Here is a 19,867-nt window from a genome sequence, read left to right as displayed (position 1 = left end):
CATCATCAGCTTATCCGATCAAGAGCATCCGCTTGTGCTGCCGCACGTATCGCACTTCTCGCAGGTACCGTTTCGTACCATGGTGAAGTTCTGGCACTCGGTGCACATGTTGCCGGTATAACCCTGCATGACGGCGCGAGCGCGGCGTTCAGCTTCTACCTTTTTCGCCGTCGATGCATCGGCTGCAGCCTGGTCGGAGAAGAGCCCACTCGCTGCGGAGCTGACGCTTTCTTCGGCGGCAATCTCTTCTGCGATCTCCTCAGCCAGTTCTCTTGCACGCTCCTCGTAATCGCGCTTGAAGGCAACGACTTCATTTGAAGAGTTCGCAACGGTTTCCAGCTTTCTAAGCGCGTTCCCGGCAAATGCGGTTACCGAAGCTGACCCCATAGCACGCACAGGCGTTCCGCCTGTCGCTCCCTTGATCTCAGCAGAGGCCTGCCGCTCCGAGCTTGATACGAGAGTTGGCTTGTAGCCGCGCGTCAGGCCCTTGGAAACTACATCTGCCTTGCCTTCCGATACGCCGCGACCCAGCGCCGTGCTGTTGAAATCGGACGTGTCGACATGAGCAAGATCATGACGAGCAAGGTAGGAGATCGCGAGTTCACGGAAGACGTAATCGAGGATCGATGTTGCATTCTTGATCGCGTCGTTACCTGTCACGATGCCAGCGGGCTCGAACTTGGTAAAGGTGAAGGCGTCAACATACTCCTCAAGCGGAACGCCATATTGCAGGCCCAGCGATACCGAGATTGCGAAGTTGTTGATGAAGGCACGAAGCGCCGAACCTTCCTTGTTCATGTCGAGGAAGATCTCACCAAGACGACCGTCATCGTATTCGCCGGTACGCAGGAAGATCGTATGACCGCCGATCTTAGCCTTCTGCGTGTACCCTTTCCGGCGGCTCGGAAGCTTTTCCTGCTGGCGAACAACCTTTTCGATCACACGCTCGATGATCTTTTCGGTGACCGTCACTGCCTGAGCAGCGGCTGGCTGCGCCATCAGTTCTTCCAATGCATCTTCGTCTTCCTCGTCTTCGATCAGCGAGGCGTTCAACGGCTGCGAAAGCTTCGAACCGTCGCGATAAAGAGCGTTCGCTTTGAGGCCAAGCTTCCAGGACAGAAGGTAGGCGTTCTTGCAATCCTCAACGCTTGCTTCGTTCGGCATGTTGATCGTCTTGGAGATCGCACCCGAGATGAAAGGCTGGGCGGCAGCCATCATACGAATGTGGCTCTCAACCGACAGGTAGCGCTTGCCGATCTTGCCGCAGGGATTGGCGCAATCGAAGACTGGCAGATGCTCGGACTTCAGGAAAGGAGCGCCTTCAAGGGTCATCGCACCGCAAACGTGAATGTTGGCAGCCTCGATATCCTTGCGGCTGAAGCCGATATGGTCGAGCAGGTTGAAGCTCATATCGGTCAGCTGTTCGTCGGAGACCTTCAAGGTATCCTTGAGGAAGTCCGCGCCAAGCGTCCACTGATTGAAGACGAACTTGATGTCGAACGCGCTCTTGAGCGCAGCGTTGACGGTCTCGATCTTTTCGTCGGTAAAGCCCTTTGCCTTCAAGGTCGACGGGTTGATGGCCGGAGCCTGGTTGAGATTGCCATGGCCGACGGCGTAAGCCTCGATTTCCGCAATCTGGCTTTCGCTATAACCAAGCGAACGAAGCGCTTCAGGAACGGCGCGATTGATGATCTTGAAATATCCGCCGCCGGCCAGCTTCTTGAACTTTACCAGCGCAAAATCTGGCTCGATGCCGGTGGTGTCGCAGTCCATCACCAGACCGATCGTTCCGGTCGGAGCGATGACGGTTGCTTGCGCGTTACGGTAGCCGTGCTTTTCGCCCAGTTCTAGCGCGCGATCCCAGGCGGCCTTCGCATGTTCCACGAGTGCCTGATCGGGGCATTCACTATGGACAAGCGCCACAGGATTGACGGACAGACCTTCATAGCCAGAGGTTTCGCCGTACGCGGCGCGCCGATGGTTGCGCATCACCCGCAACATGTTTTCCCGGTTGGGGGCAAACATTGGGAACGGACCGAGTTCAGCGGCCATTTCTGCAGATGTTGCGTAGGAGACACCAGTCATGATGGCCGTCAGGTTGCCTGCAATGGCGCGGGCCTCGTCGGAGTCATAGGGGATGCCCGACGACATCAACAGTCCGCCGATATTCGCATAACCGAGACCAAGCGTACGATATTCGTAGGACAGCTCGGCAATGCGGCGTGACGGGAACTGCGCCATCATTACCGAGACTTCGAGCACGATCGTCCAGAGACGAACGGCATGTTCGTAATCGGCGATGTTGATGTTCTTCGTTGCCGCATCCTTGAACTGCATCAGGTTGAGCGATGCAAGGTTGCAGGCTGTATCGTCAAGGAACATGTATTCCGAGCACGGATTGGATGCGCGAATCGGGCCTGCAGCCGGGCAGGTATGCCAATCGTTCATCGTCGTATTGAAGTGCAGGCCAGGGTCAGCAGAGGCCCAGGCGGCGTAGGAGATTTGCTCCCAAAGATCGCGGGCCTTCAGCGTTTTCAGAACCTTGCCGTCTTTGCGGGCGACGAGGTTCCAGTCGCCGTCATTTTCGACAGCGCGCAGGAAGTCATCCTTGATCGAAACGGAGTTGTTTGAGTTCTGACCGGACACAGTCAGATAAGCCTCAGAATCCCAATCGGTGTCGTAGGTCTTGAACTCGATATCCTTATAGCCCTGCTCGGCAAACTGGATAACGCGCTTAACGTAGTTTTCCGGGACCTGATCGCGCTTTGCGGCGCGGATCTCGCGCTTCAGCGCAGGGTTCTTGGCAGGGTCAAAGCAATCGTTCTTGGTTGCCTCGGATCCGGCTTCGCAATTCAGGCAGGCCTTCATGATGGCCTTGAGATGCTTGGCAACGATTTTCGAGCCGGTAACCAAGGCGGCAACCTTCTGCTCTTCCTTGACCTTCCAGTTGATGTAATCTTCGATATCGGGATGGTCGATGTCGACAACCACCATTTTTGCCGCGCGGCGTGTGGTGCCACCCGATTTGATTGCGCCAGCTGCCCGGTCGCCGATCTTCAGGAAGCTCATCAGGCCCGATGATTTTCCACCGCCGGATAGCTTTTCACCTTCGCCGCGGAGCGAGGAGAAGTTTGAACCGGTGCCGGAACCGTATTTGAAGAGACGCGCTTCACGAACCCAGAGATCCATGATGCCGCCTTCGTTGACGAGATCATCCTCGACGGACTGAATGAAGCAGGCGTGAGGTTGCGGATGCTCGTAGGCTGACTTGGACTTTGTCAGCTTGCCGGTGAATGGATCGACATAGAAATGGCCCTGGCCTGGACCATCGATACCATAGGCCCAGTGCAGGCCGGTGTTGAACCATTGCGGCGAATTCGGCGCGACCCGTTGCGTGGCCAGCATGTAGGCAAGCTCGTCACGAAAAGCGGAAGCATCTTCTTCAGAAGAGAAGTAGCCGCCTTTCCAGCCCCAATAGGTCCAGGTGCCTGCAAGACGATCAAAAACCTGACGGGCATCTGCCTCAGAACCTGTGCGCTCGCCTTCAGGCAAAGCCTTCAACTTCTCCGTATCGGCGACAGAGCGCCACAGGAATGAGGGCACATCATTCTCCTCGACCTTTCTCAAGATCTTGGGAACGCCCGCCTTACGAAAATATTTCTGCGCGAGAACGTCAGTCGCAACCTGGCTGAACTGCGCGGGAACATCGATATCCTCAAGACGGAACACGATCGAACCGTCTGGATTCTTAATCTCGCTCACGGCCTTGCGGAATTGAATTTCCGCGTAAGGCGATTGGCCGGGTTTGGTGAAACGGCGTTCTATGCGCATCTTCTTTCCTCGTCTGCTGTGCGCTCGAGAGCGCAAAAAGGCCTATCGCCCGCTCCGCACCAGAGCGTTCGCTGTTCTAATCCGTGTTCAGTTCAGTCAACCGGAAGTATGAAACCGTATATTGTGGTCTGACTTGCTGCCGCAATACCATATATAGAGTTTACACATATTTGTGCCAGTTTCTCCAGTCACTTTTTCCGGCAGATGATAGCTTTAGAAAAACTCACAAATTTTGCGCTCGAGAGCGCATCTCGTGATCATTCCTCGCCATCTTCTGGAAAGAGCAGGACTAAGCATGTCCCGCCCGGTCGCCTACGCAACGCAAGGAAGCATTAACTTTGATTAGCCTTGCCGCGTCAAGAGCTAGGCGATGCTTAAATCCAAAGCCCCACATCTTGTGTGTATAGCTGTGGAAAACGGGGAAACAACGATCTCAATGGAATCGTTCGGCTTTTTCTTTCATCTGAGAGATAGCGCCAGGCCGACACAGGATTCCATCGATGAATTCTTGTATGAATTGATCGATAAGGACAGGGGCTTGTTGCGAAAAACGCACGCATCGCGATCGTTCTTTTCTGAAACATGAGTCGCAAAGAAATGATATCGAAAGGTTTTGCACCAAAAATAAGGCCAGCAACTATCTTGGTATGAAGCCAGGACCGATGAGCTGTGCATCGTCAGGACGACGTAGCGGCGGCTGGTAGGGAAAACACATGAACATCGCTAATCTTTCGATCATCAAGAAGATTGGTCTTCTTGTTGGGTTGATGGGGGTCGCTGCGGCAATCATCGCCACTGTAGGCGCTAGCGGACTTCTTTCTCTCGGCGCCTCGCTTCGAAACACTGGTGCCCGCGAAGAGGTTGCCCGCGAAGCCATGGATCTTCGTGTAGACATCATCGCAATCAGCCGCATGACCTATCAGTTGGCGCTTGCGCCGCAAAAGGCTGCCGACTTCAGTACTGAAGCCGAATCGCGCGCAAAGGAGATGCTGGCAAGATTGCCCAAGATCGCTTCGACCGCTGATGAAAATGAGGCAAAGCAACTCGACAATATCAAAACGGCGCTGAACGCCTATTTCGACCAGATTCGTTCCATGTTGGCTGTTGCCGCGTCCGACAAGAGCAAGGATGGAGCGACGATGGTTGCGGAGTTGAACAAGGCGCTCGATGCTCAGAAGACCGTGACCGCTGCCGTCAAGGTCTATAGCAACTATTCCGCTTCAAGCCTCTCCCAGGCTCGCAGTGATGCCCTGGCAACATCCTTTAGCACCGTCGTGATCCTTGGCTGCGTCACTGCTGTGTGCATCATCGCTGGCGTCGCAGCCAGCTTCTTCATGGCCCGTCGCGGTATCGTCGGTCCGATCAGACGCCTGACCCTCGCGATGACAGACCTTGCCTCAGGAAAGCCTGTGGACGCCATTTCGGATGCCGGACGCAGGGATGAGATCGGCGAGATGGCGAAGGCACTGGAAGTGTTTCGCGCCAATGAACAACAGATGCGCGAAATGGAAGCGCAGGAAGCTGCCCTGCATGCTCAAAGCAAGGATTTGCAATCGAGCATCAGCACGATCGTCGCTGCCGCCGCGGCTGGCGATTTTTCCAAGCGCATCACCAAGACCTATGAAGACAAGGATCTTGCCCGCTTTGCCGATGGCGTGAACGAACTCGTTCAGAACGTTGATCTTGGTGTTGCCGAGGTTCGGCGCGTGATCGCCGCGCTTCACAATGCCGATCTCACCGAAGAGATGGAAGGCAACTTCCAAGGTGCCTTTGCGGAACTGAAGGTCAATGTCAACGGAACGATGGAAACCCTGCGCCAGACGATGCATGGCATCCGCGATGCAGCCAGCACCATCAGCGGGAACTCTACTGAATTGAGTTCAGCAGCGAACGATCTTTCGCGCCGCACCGAGCAGCAAGCAGCGTCTCTCGAGGAAACGGCGGCTGCGTTGGAGGAAATCACGACGGTCGTCAAAACCTCGACTGAGCGTGCACGCGAAGCGTCCGGTATGGTCAACGAAACGAAGGGAAGCGCGGCACGCTCCGGCGAAATCGTTCGCAATGCCATCTCTGCCATGGAGCGAATCGAAAAGTCGTCGCAGAAGATCAGTCAGATCATTTCTGTCATCGACGAGATCGCCTTCCAGACAAATCTTCTGGCGCTGAACGCTGGCGTGGAGGCTGCAAGAGCAGGCGAAGCGGGCAGAGGCTTTGCTGTCGTTGCGCAGGAGGTTCGCGAGCTTGCACAGCGTTCGGCCAATGCAGCCAAGGAAATCAAGACCCTGATCAACGCTTCGGCGGACGAAGTGAGGGGCGGCGTTTCACTGGTGTTGTCCACCGGGGAAGCGTTGAGCGAAATCGATAAGCTCATTAACCGCGTCAATGATCATGTTTCCGGCATTGCCCAGGCTGCGCAGGAGCAATCCGTCGCGCTTGCCGAGATCAACACTGCCGTGAACAGCATGGATCAGATGACCCAGAAGAATGCGGCAATGGTCGAGGAAACAACAGCCGCCAGTCAGGTCCTGGCGAATGAGGCCCAACGTCTGCAAAACCAGTTGGCAAAATTCCGCCTCGAAGCTTCAAGTCATGGCTATAGGGCGAGCCAACGCCAAGCTGCCTGATCCAAGCGATCCTGAAACTTCAAAGCGCCGGAAGAACCCGGCGCTTTTTTGTTGGTTGTGGTTTCTAGGATGACGCGAGTGCCTGAGATGCGGGCGCAGTCAACGTCGTCCAAGAATATGAAGTCAGCCTTTATGGCCCTTTGCAATCGGCTCTTGGTAGGTAAAGCCCATATCCCAAGGGAAGTAGATCCACGTGTCCTGGCTGACCTCGGTCACAAACGTGTCGATGGTCGGAACGCCTTTTGGCTTGGCGTAGACACAGGCGAAGTGAGCCTTTGGCAGCATGGCGCGCACTTCCGCGGCTGTCTTGCCCGTGTCCGTCAGGTCATCAACGACGAGGACGCCATCGCCGTCGTTTTCGAGAAGAGCAGGCGCAACGCCTTTCAACAGGTTCATTTCGCCCTGATTGACGTAGTCATGATAGGAGGCGATGCAGACGGTCTCGATGAGACGGATGTTCAGCTCGCGCGAAATGATCGCAGCCGGGACAAGACCGCCTCTGGTAATGCAGACGATCGCCTTGAACTCTCGGCCAAGGCCAGCAAGACGCCAAGCCAGCGCGCGCGCATCGCGATGAAATTGATCCCATGAAACGGGAAATGCTTTTTCGGGAAGGGACATGCTCAAGCTCCGCGCATGGAAAATTGGACACGCCGGTTGACGGCGACCGTTTCCCGTTAAGATCGAAATGCGGGAGCAACGGTCGGGGCAATTAGCGTCATTTGCGGTTCAAAGGCAAGTCTTGCGAATGCCTCGCCTTGGCGCGGGTGCGTATGGAGCGACGTGGCATTCGCTCCGATGCTTAGGGTTGGACGCGCTAACCGAGGAAAACCCTGTCAACCGATACCGATTGTTGAGGAGCACGCTGGGTGAAGGCACCCGTGACCAAGTTGCCGTGATCGCGACATCCACTACCGCGATAAAAGCGTCAGTGCCGTCATCGACTTCAGCAGGTTCTTCGTCGTCCCGCCGAACAATGTTTGCCACAGCCAGGAGTGTGTATAAGCGCCCATGACGAGAAGATCGATGCTGCCGTCTGCAAGTCGGCTTTCGATGATGGCCGATGTACTTTGATCGCCACTTGCTTTGCTGCTCAAACGGGCCTGGACACCATGGCGTCGCAGTGTGGCGGCAATATCCGCCCCGCTCAAGGTTGCATTTTGGACGTGATGTTCATTGGAGTCGACCATGAAGATTTCGACCTCCTCGGCTTTCTTGAGAAAAGGCAAGGAATCAAAAACGGCACGCGCGGCCTCCCGCGAGCCGTTCCAAGCAACAAGCACACGTCGGATTGGTTTCGGGTTCTGCAGCACAAACGGGATCACCAAAAGCGGTCGACCGATTTCGTAAAGCAGATTGTCGACATCAATGCCCATATCGAGCGAGGTTTCCGGATTGGTTTGCGATACGATCAAAAGGTCCGCGCTGCGTGCAGCTTCAATGACTGGCAGTGCGTTATAGCCCGTTGACGTTGGATAGTTCCGCCATTCTGACGAGCTCTCGACTTTCCCGGCCTCAGTCTGGAATGCCGCTTCGATTTTTTCCGCTTGATCGTGTGCGACGCTTTGCAAAGCCTCAAGGGCAATCGGATCTGGAATGTTCATCGGCGCTGCGATCGGAACAGCAGAGACCGTTTCAGCGTGCAGACCTATGACGTGAGCATCATGCTGTCGGGCGAGGTCAAAAGCAAAGTCAGCCGTCTTGGCCGTTTTCTCAACCGTATCGAGAACCGCGAGCAGTGTTTTGTAAGACATGAACTTCTTCCTTGTTATCGACACTTATGATCAGAACATAGGGCCGTACCCGATGTTCGCCCAATTAACAGATGTTGAAGGAAGGGGCTGTCAGGCCTCTAGAGATTGACCCGAAGCAGCCGCTTTGCTTCTGGCAATGCCCTCTATCATTGCCCTGATGTCGTTCGCTGCTGCATTCAGCTTTGTCTCGTCCCGCGCACGAACGACAAGCTCGGTCGAAAAACTACCGCCAATGTAGCGAGGGTATGAGCCGATGCTCGTGTCCGGATGGCTCTTTTGGACAAGTGCGAGTTTCGTGCCGATATCACCTTCGCCAAAGGGACAGGAAATCGCCAGCGACAACACTTTCGTTCCGGTTTTCAGTTCAGGCAGAACTGCATTGATCATGGCATCGAAAACCTGCGGCACGCCGGCCATCACATAGACGTTGCCAATGATAAAGCCGGGCGCAGTCGACACAGCATTGGGAATATGCTGCGCCCCTTGCGGCATGCGCGCCATGCGTTGGCGAGCCTCGGTGAATTCCAAGTCGCGCTTTGCGTACATATCCGCCAGAAGTTTCATTGCTTTGGCGTCATGTTCGCATGGGATACCGAACGCCTTCGACACGGCGTCTGCTGTAATGTCATCATGCGTCGGCCCGATACCGCCAGAGGTGAAGACATAATCATATTTCGAACGAAGCGCGTTCAGAGCTTCGACAATGGCGTCTTCCTCATCGCCGACAATCCGTACTTCCTTAAGATCGATCGCTGCCACAGTCAAAATGTCGGCCAGGTGGCCGATATTTTTGTCCTTGGTGCGACCGGACAGAAGCTCGTCGCCAATCGCAAGCATGGCCGCTGTTACAATGTTGTCTTGAGTCATGTTTAAATCCGAATTGATTTAGGATGGCATGGGCGCGCCGTCGAAAATTGCAGCGCGGGGAAAATGTAGAAACTTTTCGCACGGCTCGTCGCAGCGCCTGCAAACCCTCGTTATGTCCGGCGATGCCCACCGTTAGAAAGAGGAGGCTGGATGCTGTTCATGCTCCTTTCTGTATAGTTCGTCGTCATAAAATGAACAGTGCGTTCTCATGACACATCTGTGCCTGACGCCTGCCTTAGGTTAGCTTTTCGCTGGACTTCAAACCGGTATCGACCGTCGGGATGACCTGACGAGTTGATCGTGTCACATAATCGGAAGGAAACATTCGATGACCAAAGTTCTTGTTCTCTACTATTCTTCTTACGGCCACATCGAGACGATGGCCCATGCAGTTGCTGAGGGTGCGAAGTCGGCTGGCGCCGAGACTGTCGTCAAGCGGGTTCCTGAGCTTGTTCCAGAAGATGTCGCTCGCAGTTCTCATTTCAAGCTCGATCAAGCTGCACCTATTGCAACGCCGGATGAACTTGCCGATTACGATGCAATCATCGTTGGCGCTGGTACGCGTTTTGGGACGGTCGCATCTCAGATGAGAAACTTTTGGGATCAGACCGGTGGCTTGTGGTTTGGTGGTAAGCTCGTCGGCAAAGTAGGCTCCGTGTTCACATCGACCGCCACACAGCATGGTGGTCAGGAATCAACAATTTTGAGCTTCATTCCGACTTTCCTCCATCACGGCATGGTCGTTGCTGGCCTTCCCTATGCCTTTCAGGGGCAGATGGGGGTTGATGAGATCAAGGGCGGAAGCCCTTATGGCGCATCTACGATTACTGATGGCGATGGTTCGCGCCAGCCATCTGCAGTCGAACTTGAAGCAGCAAAGTTCCAGGGCGCGCATGTAGCCCGACTTGCGTCGAAACTCGGAGCCTGATTTTTCGAATGGCTTGCTTTTTATGGAGGCCCACTCAAACGAGCTAATATAAGCAAAGCAACTTGGACAAAGCTGATATCCGCAAGCCCGGTCGTTTCTCAAAACCGCCGGGCTTGTGACGTTTAAGCTTTCAGAACAACCGATCGATGAATTGGTGCAGCCAACGGGAGAAAGTTCGAACCAGATATGGTTGGCGGTGCTCGAAATGTCGACGTGGGCGGACGTCCTAACACAGACTGGTCTGCGCTAGGTCGACATAAATTTCGAAGTGGAGCCGCGAAACATCTTGACCGCCATTTCGGATCAGTTCTCGGCTCTCTTACGCTTCGAGGGCGGGATATTTTCTAGGGCGTTCAACTTTGCTGGGTCTGCCTTGGTATTGGCATTGAACACGCCCCACCCTCTATCGCCAGCAGGTGGTACAAACTCTATTCCTTGATCCTCATAGAAGCGCTGAATGGAGGCGACGTAGTGAACGATCACATCGTCGCCTCGTTCAATTCGCTGGATGGTTTTGCGCGAAACTCCAATCAATGCTTGGACGTCGTCCTGGCTCAGGCCGAGGAACTCTCTAGCGATCTTCAAGATTGGGCGTGGCACCGTTTTCATAAGGATTCATAACCACAGTTTTTGGGCAGGGTAAAACGCGCCGGCAATAATTGTTGACGCCCGCAATTGTTTGCGCATACTCAGACGCCAATGGCGCCTTAAAGTCTCATGCGGTTCGATTCCCTGAGTGGGAATCTTTCTGTCTCGTTCCGAATCCATACAGGGATACGAATCATGCAAATTCACATCACATCGCCGATAGTTGGCTTGAAGAAGCTCACTTCCGACCTCGAGCGGATGGAAGCAGGCGGTATCTTCGCTTCAGCACTTGTGGCGTCACCGATCCTTTCGAGTTGGCGTCACGGCTTCAGAAGTTGCCGGGAGGGTATTGTCGAAGGGCACCCATCCGTCCCGGACAGTCACTTCATCTCCACGAGCGAGGTGTGGGCATATTTCCCTGACGAAGATGAGCACCTCATTCGAACCCTTAACCGCTGGTACCGGCTCAGTCGGCGAAGCAGTTCTGGCCATGCACCGGTGGATGATCCCGTTTCTTTTGGAGGCCGACGCGGATGAGACTTCTTAGGTTCGGTGAATCGCACGGCAACTCCTCGCTTCAGGCTATCAATTTGAGACTGCGCAATCACAAGAAATTGGCAGGCGATCTCCGGCTGCTTGCGACGGAGCGGGCCATTCCATACCTCAACCCGGATGTTGTGACGTTAGTCGAGGACTGGACGATCGAGAAATATGTGTGCCCGATGCTTGTTGGCCGATTTCAAGATCCTAGAGAGCCCGCCGGTCTTCCCCCCGACTGGTTGAGCTTTAGCACCCCACTGGAGCTGATTTCATTAGAAGCAAAGGCGGCCCGCTCTCTGACGCATTGGTATCGCCTCGGCAGACCGTCGCCGCTGGCGGAACAAGCCGTTAACCACTGGAGCTTTCCGGATGGTCTATAGCAACGACCGCATCATTCAAATCCGTTCAAGGAGCTCTTTGCGCAGACCTCGCGACGCCGGTAAGGAAGCTCTTGGCGTTTTTCTTTTGCGTGCAGGATTCGGCCGCACTCTTCGATCACAGCATCGGCTCCGGAACGGCGCTCCATCTACTGTGGTCGTCATTGTTGACACCAAAGAGGTTGGCGACAACCATCGGAAAGCGGCTAAGCTCGCAGGTACGGATCTTATCGAGCTCTGGCCGCACCTACTTCGCCCGTCGAAAGCCGACGTCTATGCGTTCGATCCACCTTCTATCGCAGCCCATATAAATGCAACTTGCCGCCGTTCGGGGCGAAAGCATTTTGCGGAATTAACAGTAGAGGCGATCGACAGTTTGAAATTCTCGGTCATGGTGCCACTCGCATACAAGCCGCAGGTGTCGTTGGATGTCATCCGTAAGCAGGTCGGGGCCTCCGGAGCTTGCCTGGGTGCTGTCCGTGAAGGCACTGAACAATGAAGCATCGGATGAGCAGAAGCGCCTTTAAAGAACTTCGCAAACGACCTGGAGTGATGCTTGCTTACTTCGTGCTTCGTCGAACTCTCCGACACACCCCTCAGTTCCGAGGCGCCGTCGGCGGCATCCTTGTGGTCATTGTTGGCAAGGATTGGATCGGTCGATTTCATCGCGCAGGAGAGCTCCTTCTCTCCGGCCAGAGGCAAGCGTTCTTCAACGCCGAAACCTCCCGGCATCAAGTAGTCAGCATCGAGACGGGAGTGAAAAAGAGAGTAGATCTCGACGTCCTTCGATCTTTGGCGCAGACGATCGTGATCACCGACAGCTTCGATGCCTTATCCGAGAAGGTCAGGATGGCGGCGGATGAGATTGTGTATGTTGACAATCCGACGGTTCGGCACGTGCATGCGGTCAGGAAGCTGACTGGAAGAAGCAAGATTGATGTGGAGACGGCGAGGAAGCTCGTCAACGAGAATTGGGGTATCATTGACGCGCTGCTCTGCCGACAGTCGCTCGATTGCCTTACGGTCGAAACTACGGCGCGTTCCAAGGATACACAGTTCATGGGACCGCGCCTCAGTGAACTTCCTGGATTCGCTTCCGTCCGCTCGTGGGTGTCGGAACTCGTGACCGACTTAGTGGCATGGAAAGCCGGTAAGCTGGAATGGTCTACCGTCGACCGGGCAGCGCTGCTAATCGGCCCACCCGGCGTTGGGAAGACAATGTGCGCGGGAGCTCTCGCCGCCGAACTGAGATTGCCCATAATCTCGACGTCGGCCGGTCAATGGCAGTCGGCCGGGAATGGTTATCTTGGCGACATGTTGAGATCGATGCGTTCCTCCTTCAAGGAGGCGGCGGACTATAAGTCTGGCGCGCTTCTCTTTATCGACGAACTGGATTCAATCGGGAACCGCAGCCATCAGAGCAACCATGCCTATTACGAGACACAGGTTGTCAACACTTTCCTGGAGCTCACGAGCAAGGAGACGCCCGGCGTCGTGCTGCTCGCAGCGACCAACCGCTCGGAAGATATCGAGCCGGCCATTCTTCGTTCGGGACGTTTCGAACGCCACATCTACGTTGACCTTCCGACGCGTGACGAACGCGCCGAAATCCTCTCCTACCACCTGGGCGGCTTCGACATAGACCGGCTTCGCCGCTGGACGGACCAGCTCTATGACTTCAGTCCGGCTGACCTTGAACGCATTGGTCGCGCCATAAAGAGGTCGGCGCGTGCTGCCAGGCGCGGAGTCGAAGACGAGGATGTCGAGAACGGTATGCCAGCAAAGGTGACGTTGTCAGACGAGGTCCTCCGTCGTATCGCGCTACACGAATGTGGGCACGCCGTTGTCGCTCTTTCGTGCGACTTTGTCGACGCCGTCACGGTTGAGCTATCCGACACAGTGTTTAAGGGCCGTGTCATGCAGCCAGGAGGACAGGTACGGTACGACATGAGAGATCGGATTCTCCCAACGGAAGACGTTCTCAGGGCACAGATCAGGATTTCGTTGGCTGGGCTTGCTGCCGAAGAGGTAGAGATCGGGAGTAAAAGCACCGGGGCGGGCGGGCATTCCGGCTCGGATATCGATATAGCGACGGGAATTGCAAAGCTTATGGTCGCAAGTTGGGGCATGGGACAAGTGCCTCGCTTTTATGTCGACCGGAAACGAGTCGATCAGTTTTTCCGAGCCCCCAGTAGGATAACAGACGAGGTCGATCGAATCCTTCTGGACGAGTGGGAGAAAGTGAAAGCCTCGCTCCGGGCGGAACGGAAGACACTGCTGAAGCTGACGTCGGACCTTCTGGATAAGGGCAGGATCTACCTCGACGCGGAGCATCGGGAGTGACCAAAAATTGGCCGGTAGTTAACACGATCGCGCCGGTCCCGTCAGTTGTGTGTCCACTTCCATTTTCTGCGGCAAGTAGTAAAAGATTCCGATCCCTCTGGAACTGACCTCATTGCCAAAACCTTCTCTATCGACAGTAGCAGAAAAACAGCCTCGCGAGACCGCAGGATCCGACGCGTTTCGTGCCTTCGACTTTCAGGTCAACGTATCGATGGCGCGCATCCTCGACCTATATCGACAGGGCAAGGAGTTCGTCGCCGTCTTCGACCATCATGACGATCTGGTGCTCTTCGTCGGAGAAGGCGAAGACTCCGAATTATCGTTCTATCAGGTGAAGTCGACCAGCGAGCTGACTTGGACAGCGGCGAGGCTGGCGAAACGTGCTGCGAAGGGCGAGTTGCCGAAGTCCATCGTCGGCAAGGCCTACTACAACATTGCGCATTTCGGCCCTGAGATCCGCCGTGCGTCCATCGTATCGAACCGGCCGCTAAGCGCGATGTTGGCGGCATCGGCGGCATCCGCCCTGCACGACGGTGAGTTGTCGGTGGCGGATCTCTGCGCCGACGATCAGACGCCGCTGATCAAATCGCTGGAAGCCGACTTTCCCGGCGGTTTCGACAAGGCGCACATGAACCTGCTGACCTTTCAGCGGGTTCCGTTCGATCTCGACAGTTATCGCGCCACCGTGCTCGGCAGGGTCGTCACGATGTTGGAGGAGTTTCACCCCGACTTCGCGGCGTGCGCCAGCCCGTTCTTCACTGCGCTCCTGGCTGCTGCGGGCGAATGCACGGGCAACAAGACGAAATCGGCCACGGTGGAAGAGTTGAAAGAGCGCGTGTCTCTCAACCGCGATGACATCAGCCGCATGATCGCCAGGGTCCAAGGACGGGCGAAAAACCTCGTCGAGTGGTGGCCGAGCGTGCATGAAGAGCTCGTCGGAGAAGGCAGGCGAGCGCTGCAGGTCCAGCGGATCAAGAACATGTGCATGACCTACGCAAACGCGCGCCGGGCCGGCGAGATGGCGGCCTCCGAGCTGAGCGTGGTGATCAGGGCTGCTATCGCGAAGACACCCGTGGACGGGATGGACAGCGTCCTCGAGGCGGTCGTAGCCTTGAAGGCGCACGGTCTGGACGAACCATCATCCGCGCCCTACGATCTCCAGTCCGCAATGATCGTTGAACTGATGGAAACGATGACATGACGAGCGACGACACGTTGAGACTTCGCCGCGTCCTTCGAAAACTGAGCGAGAGCAGCAGTGCCAAGGGTAAAATTCATAAATCTCTACCTGTTGTCGCAGGTCGAAAAAAGAGCGTTGCACGTACCCTTGAACTCGCCAAAGCTGTTGATCCAAGGCGCAAACGGCTTTGGAAAGTCGGCCATAATGAAGAGCCTTTACGAAGCTCTAGGAACGACGCCGAACAAGATTGACGAGCGCTGGAGGGCCGCGGACGTCACGAGCTGTCTGGAATTCGAGTTCGAGGGTTCGTCATGGTTCGCCGTGAAGGCGTTCGGCGTCTATTCGCTTTTCGACGACAAGGGGACCAGACGTTTCTGGGGCCAGCGCTTGGTCAAGGACTGGGGGCCGCAGCTCGCGCGCTTCTTCGATTTCAAGCTCGAGATGGTGGACAAGGACGGTGAGACGATCGTACCGCCTCCGGCATATCTGGTCGCCCCGTTCTACGTCGATCAGGACGGCGGCTGGAAGGACCCGTGGAAATCCTTCACGGACTTCTATCTGCCCGAGAGCATCTCCACGCTTGCCGAATACCACTCGGGGATCAAGCCGGACGGGTACTACGCCGCCAAGGCGGAGCTGACGAAGGAGAAAATCGCGCTGTCGAACCTCGACACCGCCGTCGAGACGCTTCGGCAGGCAGTCGCGCAGATTCAGGAGATCGAAGGCTTAACGCCGACCTACGACCTGCAGGAGTTCGCGAGCGAGTGCGACGACCTCGTGGCTGAAAGCGAACGGCTTCTTTCCGTGCAAGCCCGACGCCGCCGGATAATCGCCGATCTGCACGAGGAAGGCCATCTTCTGCGAAGGGAGGCCGATCTCATCGCACAGACACTCAAGGAGATGCGCGGAGAGTTCGAGTTGGCGTCGTCGCTGCCGCGGGAGGTCGAATGCCCGACCTGTGGACACGAATACCAGAACTCGTTCGCCGACCGGTTCGCGCTGATCGCCGACGAGGGTGTGCTGTCAAAGGCGTTGACGGACGCCAGGTCGAAGTTTGAAAGGGTTTCAGAGAAAGAGCGGACCGAGCGCGGCAAACTCGGCGAAGTTAGCGATAGTCTCGCTAGAATTGAAAAGATCCTCGAAGTGCAGAAGCGGTCGCTCTCGCTAAACGACGTCCTGCTGTCCGCGGGGAAGACGGAGGCCGCAAGGATTCTCCGCGTCTCCCTCAACGAGAAGATCGTCGAGGCGGACGGTTCGAGGAACAGGGTCGAATCCTTCAGATCTTCCATGAACGAGTACACCGACGCGAAGAGGACAGCGGACATCCGGAAGTCCTACCGGACGCGGCTCTCGGCCTTCTCGCAGGAACTAGACGTATACCTCGACGACCCCGAGAAGCAGTCGATTTACTCGGTGAAGGCCGCGAGAGGAAGCGAAGGGCCGCGCGCCCTTCTCGCGTACTACTACGCGTTTCTCCACACGAAAATGGAATTCACGAACAACGTCAGGTTTCCGGTCGTGATCGACTCTCCGAACCAGCAGGGACAGGACAAGGTTCATCTGCCCCAGATGATGAAGTTCATCTTCGACCACCTGCCAGACGACGCACAGACGATCGTTGCGACGGAGGACGCGACGGGATTGGATCTCAATGGGGTCGCGATCGCCACGTACGGAGAAGCGAAGCGTCAGGTTCTCAGGGAAAAGGAATTCGAAGCTGTGAAGGCATTTTTCGATCCCTATTTCCGGAAGATCCTGGCAATGGAATGACCTGCCCCCAGCGCCGCCTGATTAGTTATCCGCGGTCTTCGGCGTCGTCGATCCGGTGTGGAACCCGAAGGGGGAAGTCGTGATCCTCGAACATTGTCCCAAGCGCTGCCAAATTACGCCTCGCTCGATCCGTCTTCATTCCGAAGCTCGCGTTCAAGCGAGAGAAGGCCTCCAGTGTGAGGGCCGCGATCAGATATGGGCCATTGAACCAATTCGAATCTTTATTCCCAGTCTGCTGATTTGAGCCCGAGGCTGCGGGCGTTCTCCGAAACTGCACGTTTCACGCCATCGCCTGCTCCATCTGGGAACTCGGCCGAAATTTCCACGACAAGGCGCACGGTCGCATTAGGGTCGGATGCGAGCACCGACACGATTTCCTCGGCGATCTGCACAAGGCGCATCTTCGCGGTCGCGGGCTGAACCTCGGCGGAACCGTAGAAGGTTTTTGGCCTCGCAGGGGCCGGCGTAGGTGTGATTGCCATCGGCGGCGATGCGCTCCCGCCATCGGAAGCATAGACAGTCGGAGCCTCGGACGCGCCGCCTGTGCCCTTGGCAGTGAAAACTGTCGGAGTAGCGGCAGCTTGTACCCGCCGGTTTTCCTCCTCATAGACTTGAGCTGCTTTAGGCTCGATCAGAAGCAAGGTGTCGTCAACGATGACATTGCCGCCGCCGAAGGAAAAGCCCTCGAACTTGCTATTGGCTTCGCCGTATGCGGTGCCAAAAAAGTCCTTGCTGACCGCGCCGGCCCGGATTGCTTGCACTAGAACATCCCGCGTCCTGAGGCGCGGCATGTAGAGATAGCGGAGGGTGTCCTCAAAGAAGGTCGCCGCACTCACGGCATTCTGTGCACCTTTCCAATAGAGCTCGTTGAGCTTGGCGCGGAGATGGATCGGCGACCAGGTGGTGATGACCAATTCATTCTCGGTGCAAACCTGCTCGATTGCGCCGCCGATAGAACCGCCGGTCGTGTTAAGGGCGAAGGCCTCAATGGCGGGTTTCGGATCGGTCGGCGCGTCCTGCATCGGGCAGAGCAACCATTTATAGCACTCACGGACTACGCGCGGCAGCGCGTCCTCAGCGCTCTTCAGCTCCTTCTCGGCCTGATTCTTCTGCAAGAGGTCGATGTTCAGGCGGCCTACCTTGACGTCTTCGACAATCGAATCCCATGCGAGCACGACGCGCGTGACGTCGTTGAGACGAGAAAGCGCGCCATGATCAGGGGCAAGGAAGAGTAGCCGGTTGCCACGATAGCGTGGCTTAGCTCCGTTCTTGCTGATGATCTCCAGCACCCCTTCAAAGGCGAGACGGTTTTCCTCACGAGCGTACCAAGTCTCCGGCGGTAGAACCATCAAGCGCAGGGCGGTATCGTCCGGGACGTCGCCATGTGGAGTGAAGGTATGCACACCGTCGAAGAATGTGGCATTGCCGATTGTCTTCTTCAAAGCCTCAGCGATCTTGCCGCGTACCTCCGTCCGGTCGTCAAACCGGCGTTTCCGATCCTCCATTTCCCGCCGCAGATTTGCGCGGGTGTCGAACCAGAAGCGGGTTGCGTCATGACTTTTATCGCCCGAGGAATTGAGGTAGTGCAGCCGGTCGGCCAGCCGGCCGAGCGCATCGGCATAGACGGACGCCGCTTGTCCCGGCTGAAGGCAACCGAGAATGATATGCGCGCGGTCGAGGCCCCGCGCGGCCACCTTGGAGGCTACCGAGGACGGAGCGCTGCCGAGAAAAATCGTGCGCGCAATGCGGCGAGCCGCACCCACCTGGCCGAAGCGTGGTTCCTTGTTCTCTAAAGCTGTGGTTTCGGCGCGGTCGCCGTCAATGTCGCGCTCGATCACTGCATCCCAGCCTGCAGGCAGGTAATAAGTGAGCTCGTTACGGCTGCTGCCTTCATAGAGCGGCAGACTGCCGGGCATGATGAGCAGGTCTTTGTTGTCGTCCTTCCACAGCCGGTAGATGACCTTTGCCATAAGTTTCAGAACACCGCGCGTGCGCTGAAATCCGTCGATGGTCGTCCAGTCCTCATAAAGGCGATCGAACACCTCCGGATGGATGGGATAGGCGTGTAAGAGCCGGTCATAGTAGTGCCGTTCCTGCGTGTCTGCAGGGAGCTTCACGCCCTCGGCGATATAGGCGTCGACGAAGGCGCGGCACACGGCTTCGCGAGTCTTCTCGTCTCGCACCGGCTCGAACAGCCGACGGCGTACGATCTCGAAGGCTTCCTCAGTAGCCACCGGCTTCCAAAGCGCTTGAACGCGCCCGAAGGTCTTTTCGAGGGCGCGCAGCGCCGCGGCGCCGCGCTGACTGCCTGCTTCAAGTTCCGACTCAGGCAACGATGCGAGCAGGATGGCGCGCGGTACCAGCTTCACGGCTTCGGTCAGCGCCTGCACGAAGGACAGGTTTGAATCGTAGCTGCCGCCACTTATCGCCTGCGATTCCGGGAACTGCCGTATATAGGCGACTAGCTCGTCGATCAGAACGACGCATGGGGAGTGGCGCTCAAGAAGTTCGCGCAGCGCATCCTTGCCGGGGGAAGTGCCGGTGGCGTCAGCCTCGGCGACAAGCGCGAATGCCTCAGCGCCCCCCAACTGCCATGCAATTTCGCCCCACAAGGTCTTTATCGTCTGGCTTCCGCGCTTCCATGGTTGGCCCGGCGCGTGCGCGGTTCCGTCTAGCACTGCGACGCGGGCCTGTGGAACGTCCATTAAGCCTGCTCGATCAACAAGCGCGGGGATGCCGGCGAGATCGGCCAACGCACATTTGCGGGTGGCGAGGTGATAGACGGCGAGCATGGTATGCGTCTTGCCTCCGCCGAAGGCGGTCTGAAGCTGCACAACCGGCTCACCACCCCGACCGGCGAGGCGCTGCGCAACTTGCGTCAGCAGGAGCGCCATCCCCTCTGTGATGAAGGTTCGGTCAAAGAACGCGCCGGCATCCTGATATTCGCGGCTTGCCTTCCCAGTGTTGACCGCCGTAATGTCCGCTGCGAACTCAGATTGCTGGAACGTGCCTTCAAGTACGTCCTGGTGTGGAACAGCCACTTCTCTCCAAGGCTTCATCGCTCG

14 protein-coding genes are annotated in these 19,867 nt (G+C 56.6%); 8 read left to right on the top strand and 6 right to left on the bottom strand.

The genetic code is table 11. The annotated features are described in order from the left end of the window. Positions 1–18 precede the first annotated feature (18 nt). Positions 19–3,831: a vitamin B12-dependent ribonucleotide reductase gene (locus tag VQ830_RS04550; RefSeq protein WP_337266882.1), complete on the bottom strand. Its 3,813-nt coding sequence runs from the start codon at positions 3,829–3,831 to the stop codon at positions 19–21. A 713-nt stretch (positions 3,832–4,544) separates the two neighbouring features. Between VQ830_RS04550 and VQ830_RS04545 the strand changes: the two genes are divergently transcribed. Continuing rightward, complete coding sequence (locus VQ830_RS04545) at positions 4,545–6,455, top strand: methyl-accepting chemotaxis protein (protein ID WP_337266881.1); 1,911 nt, start codon at positions 4,545–4,547, stop codon at positions 6,453–6,455. 123 nt (positions 6,456–6,578) lie between these two features. Here the strand turns inward: VQ830_RS04545 and gpt are convergent, their stop codons facing one another. The 3 genes from gpt to VQ830_RS04530 form a co-directional block, all read right to left on the bottom strand. Then, positions 6,579–7,076: a xanthine phosphoribosyltransferase gene (gene gpt, locus VQ830_RS04540; RefSeq protein ID WP_337266880.1), complete on the bottom strand. Its 498-nt coding sequence runs from the start codon at positions 7,074–7,076 to the stop codon at positions 6,579–6,581. A 290-nt stretch (positions 7,077–7,366) separates the two neighbouring features. After that, positions 7,367–8,209 (bottom strand): universal stress protein, encoded by an 843-nt coding sequence (locus tag VQ830_RS04535; protein WP_337266879.1) that lies wholly within the window; start codon positions 8,207–8,209, stop codon positions 7,367–7,369. 90 nt (positions 8,210–8,299) lie between these two features. After that, the gene (locus tag VQ830_RS04530; RefSeq protein ID WP_337266878.1) at positions 8,300–9,076 is read right to left on the bottom strand and encodes a competence/damage-inducible protein A; all 777 of its coding nucleotides are present in this window, start codon (positions 9,074–9,076) and stop codon (positions 8,300–8,302) included. A gap of 328 nt (positions 9,077–9,404) precedes the next feature. Here VQ830_RS04530 and wrbA point away from each other — a divergent pair, with 328 nt between their 5' ends. Beyond that, a complete protein-coding gene (gene wrbA / locus VQ830_RS04525) occupies positions 9,405–10,004 on the top strand; it encodes an NAD(P)H:quinone oxidoreductase type IV (protein ID WP_337266877.1) in 600 nt (199 codons plus the stop codon). A gap of 303 nt (positions 10,005–10,307) precedes the next feature. On the opposite strand, the gene VQ830_RS04520 is transcribed toward wrbA, so the two are convergent. Then, positions 10,308–10,613: a helix-turn-helix domain-containing protein gene (locus VQ830_RS04520; RefSeq protein WP_337266876.1), complete on the bottom strand. Its 306-nt coding sequence runs from the start codon at positions 10,611–10,613 to the stop codon at positions 10,308–10,310. Between the two features lie 174 nt (positions 10,614–10,787). Between VQ830_RS04520 and VQ830_RS04515 the strand changes: the two genes are divergently transcribed. From VQ830_RS04515 to VQ830_RS04490, 6 genes are all read left to right on the top strand, one after another. After that, positions 10,788–11,129 carry a hypothetical protein gene (locus VQ830_RS04515; RefSeq protein ID WP_337266875.1) on the top strand — a complete coding sequence of 114 codons (342 nt, stop codon included), beginning with the start codon at positions 10,788–10,790 and terminating at the stop codon, positions 11,127–11,129. Continuing rightward, the gene (locus VQ830_RS04510) at positions 11,126–11,512 is read left to right on the top strand and encodes a hypothetical protein (protein ID WP_337266874.1); all 387 of its coding nucleotides are present in this window, start codon (positions 11,126–11,128) and stop codon (positions 11,510–11,512) included. The genes VQ830_RS04515 and VQ830_RS04510 overlap by 4 nt, the downstream gene beginning before the upstream one ends. Beyond that, positions 11,502–12,008 carry a hypothetical protein gene (locus VQ830_RS04505; protein WP_337266873.1) on the top strand — a complete coding sequence of 169 codons (507 nt, stop codon included), beginning with the start codon at positions 11,502–11,504 and terminating at the stop codon, positions 12,006–12,008. The genes VQ830_RS04510 and VQ830_RS04505 overlap by 11 nt, the downstream gene beginning before the upstream one ends. Positions 12,009–12,016: 8 nt before the next feature. Continuing rightward, the gene (locus VQ830_RS04500) at positions 12,017–13,852 is read left to right on the top strand and encodes an AAA family ATPase (protein ID WP_337266872.1); all 1,836 of its coding nucleotides are present in this window, start codon (positions 12,017–12,019) and stop codon (positions 13,850–13,852) included. A gap of 112 nt (positions 13,853–13,964) precedes the next feature. Next, on the top strand, positions 13,965–15,053 hold the full coding sequence (locus tag VQ830_RS04495; protein WP_337266871.1) for a dsDNA nuclease domain-containing protein: 1,089 nt from the start codon (positions 13,965–13,967) through the stop codon (positions 15,051–15,053). A 183-nt stretch (positions 15,054–15,236) separates the two neighbouring features. After that, complete coding sequence (locus tag VQ830_RS04490) at positions 15,237–16,802, top strand: hypothetical protein (protein WP_337266870.1); 1,566 nt, start codon at positions 15,237–15,239, stop codon at positions 16,800–16,802. A 221-nt stretch (positions 16,803–17,023) separates the two neighbouring features. Here VQ830_RS04490 and VQ830_RS04485 read toward each other — a convergent pair whose 3' ends face one another. Then, on the bottom strand, positions 17,024–19,861 hold the full coding sequence (locus VQ830_RS04485) for an ATP-binding protein (RefSeq protein WP_337266869.1): 2,838 nt from the start codon (positions 19,859–19,861) through the stop codon (positions 17,024–17,026). Positions 19,862–19,867: the final 6 nt, after the last annotated feature.

Origin of the sequence: Oryzifoliimicrobium ureilyticum (assembly GCF_037199735.1) — a bacterium.
GTDB lineage: Bacteria > Pseudomonadota > Alphaproteobacteria > Rhizobiales > Rhizobiaceae > Rhizobium > Rhizobium ureilyticus.
This window is presented reverse-complemented; position numbering and strand designations above follow the sequence as displayed.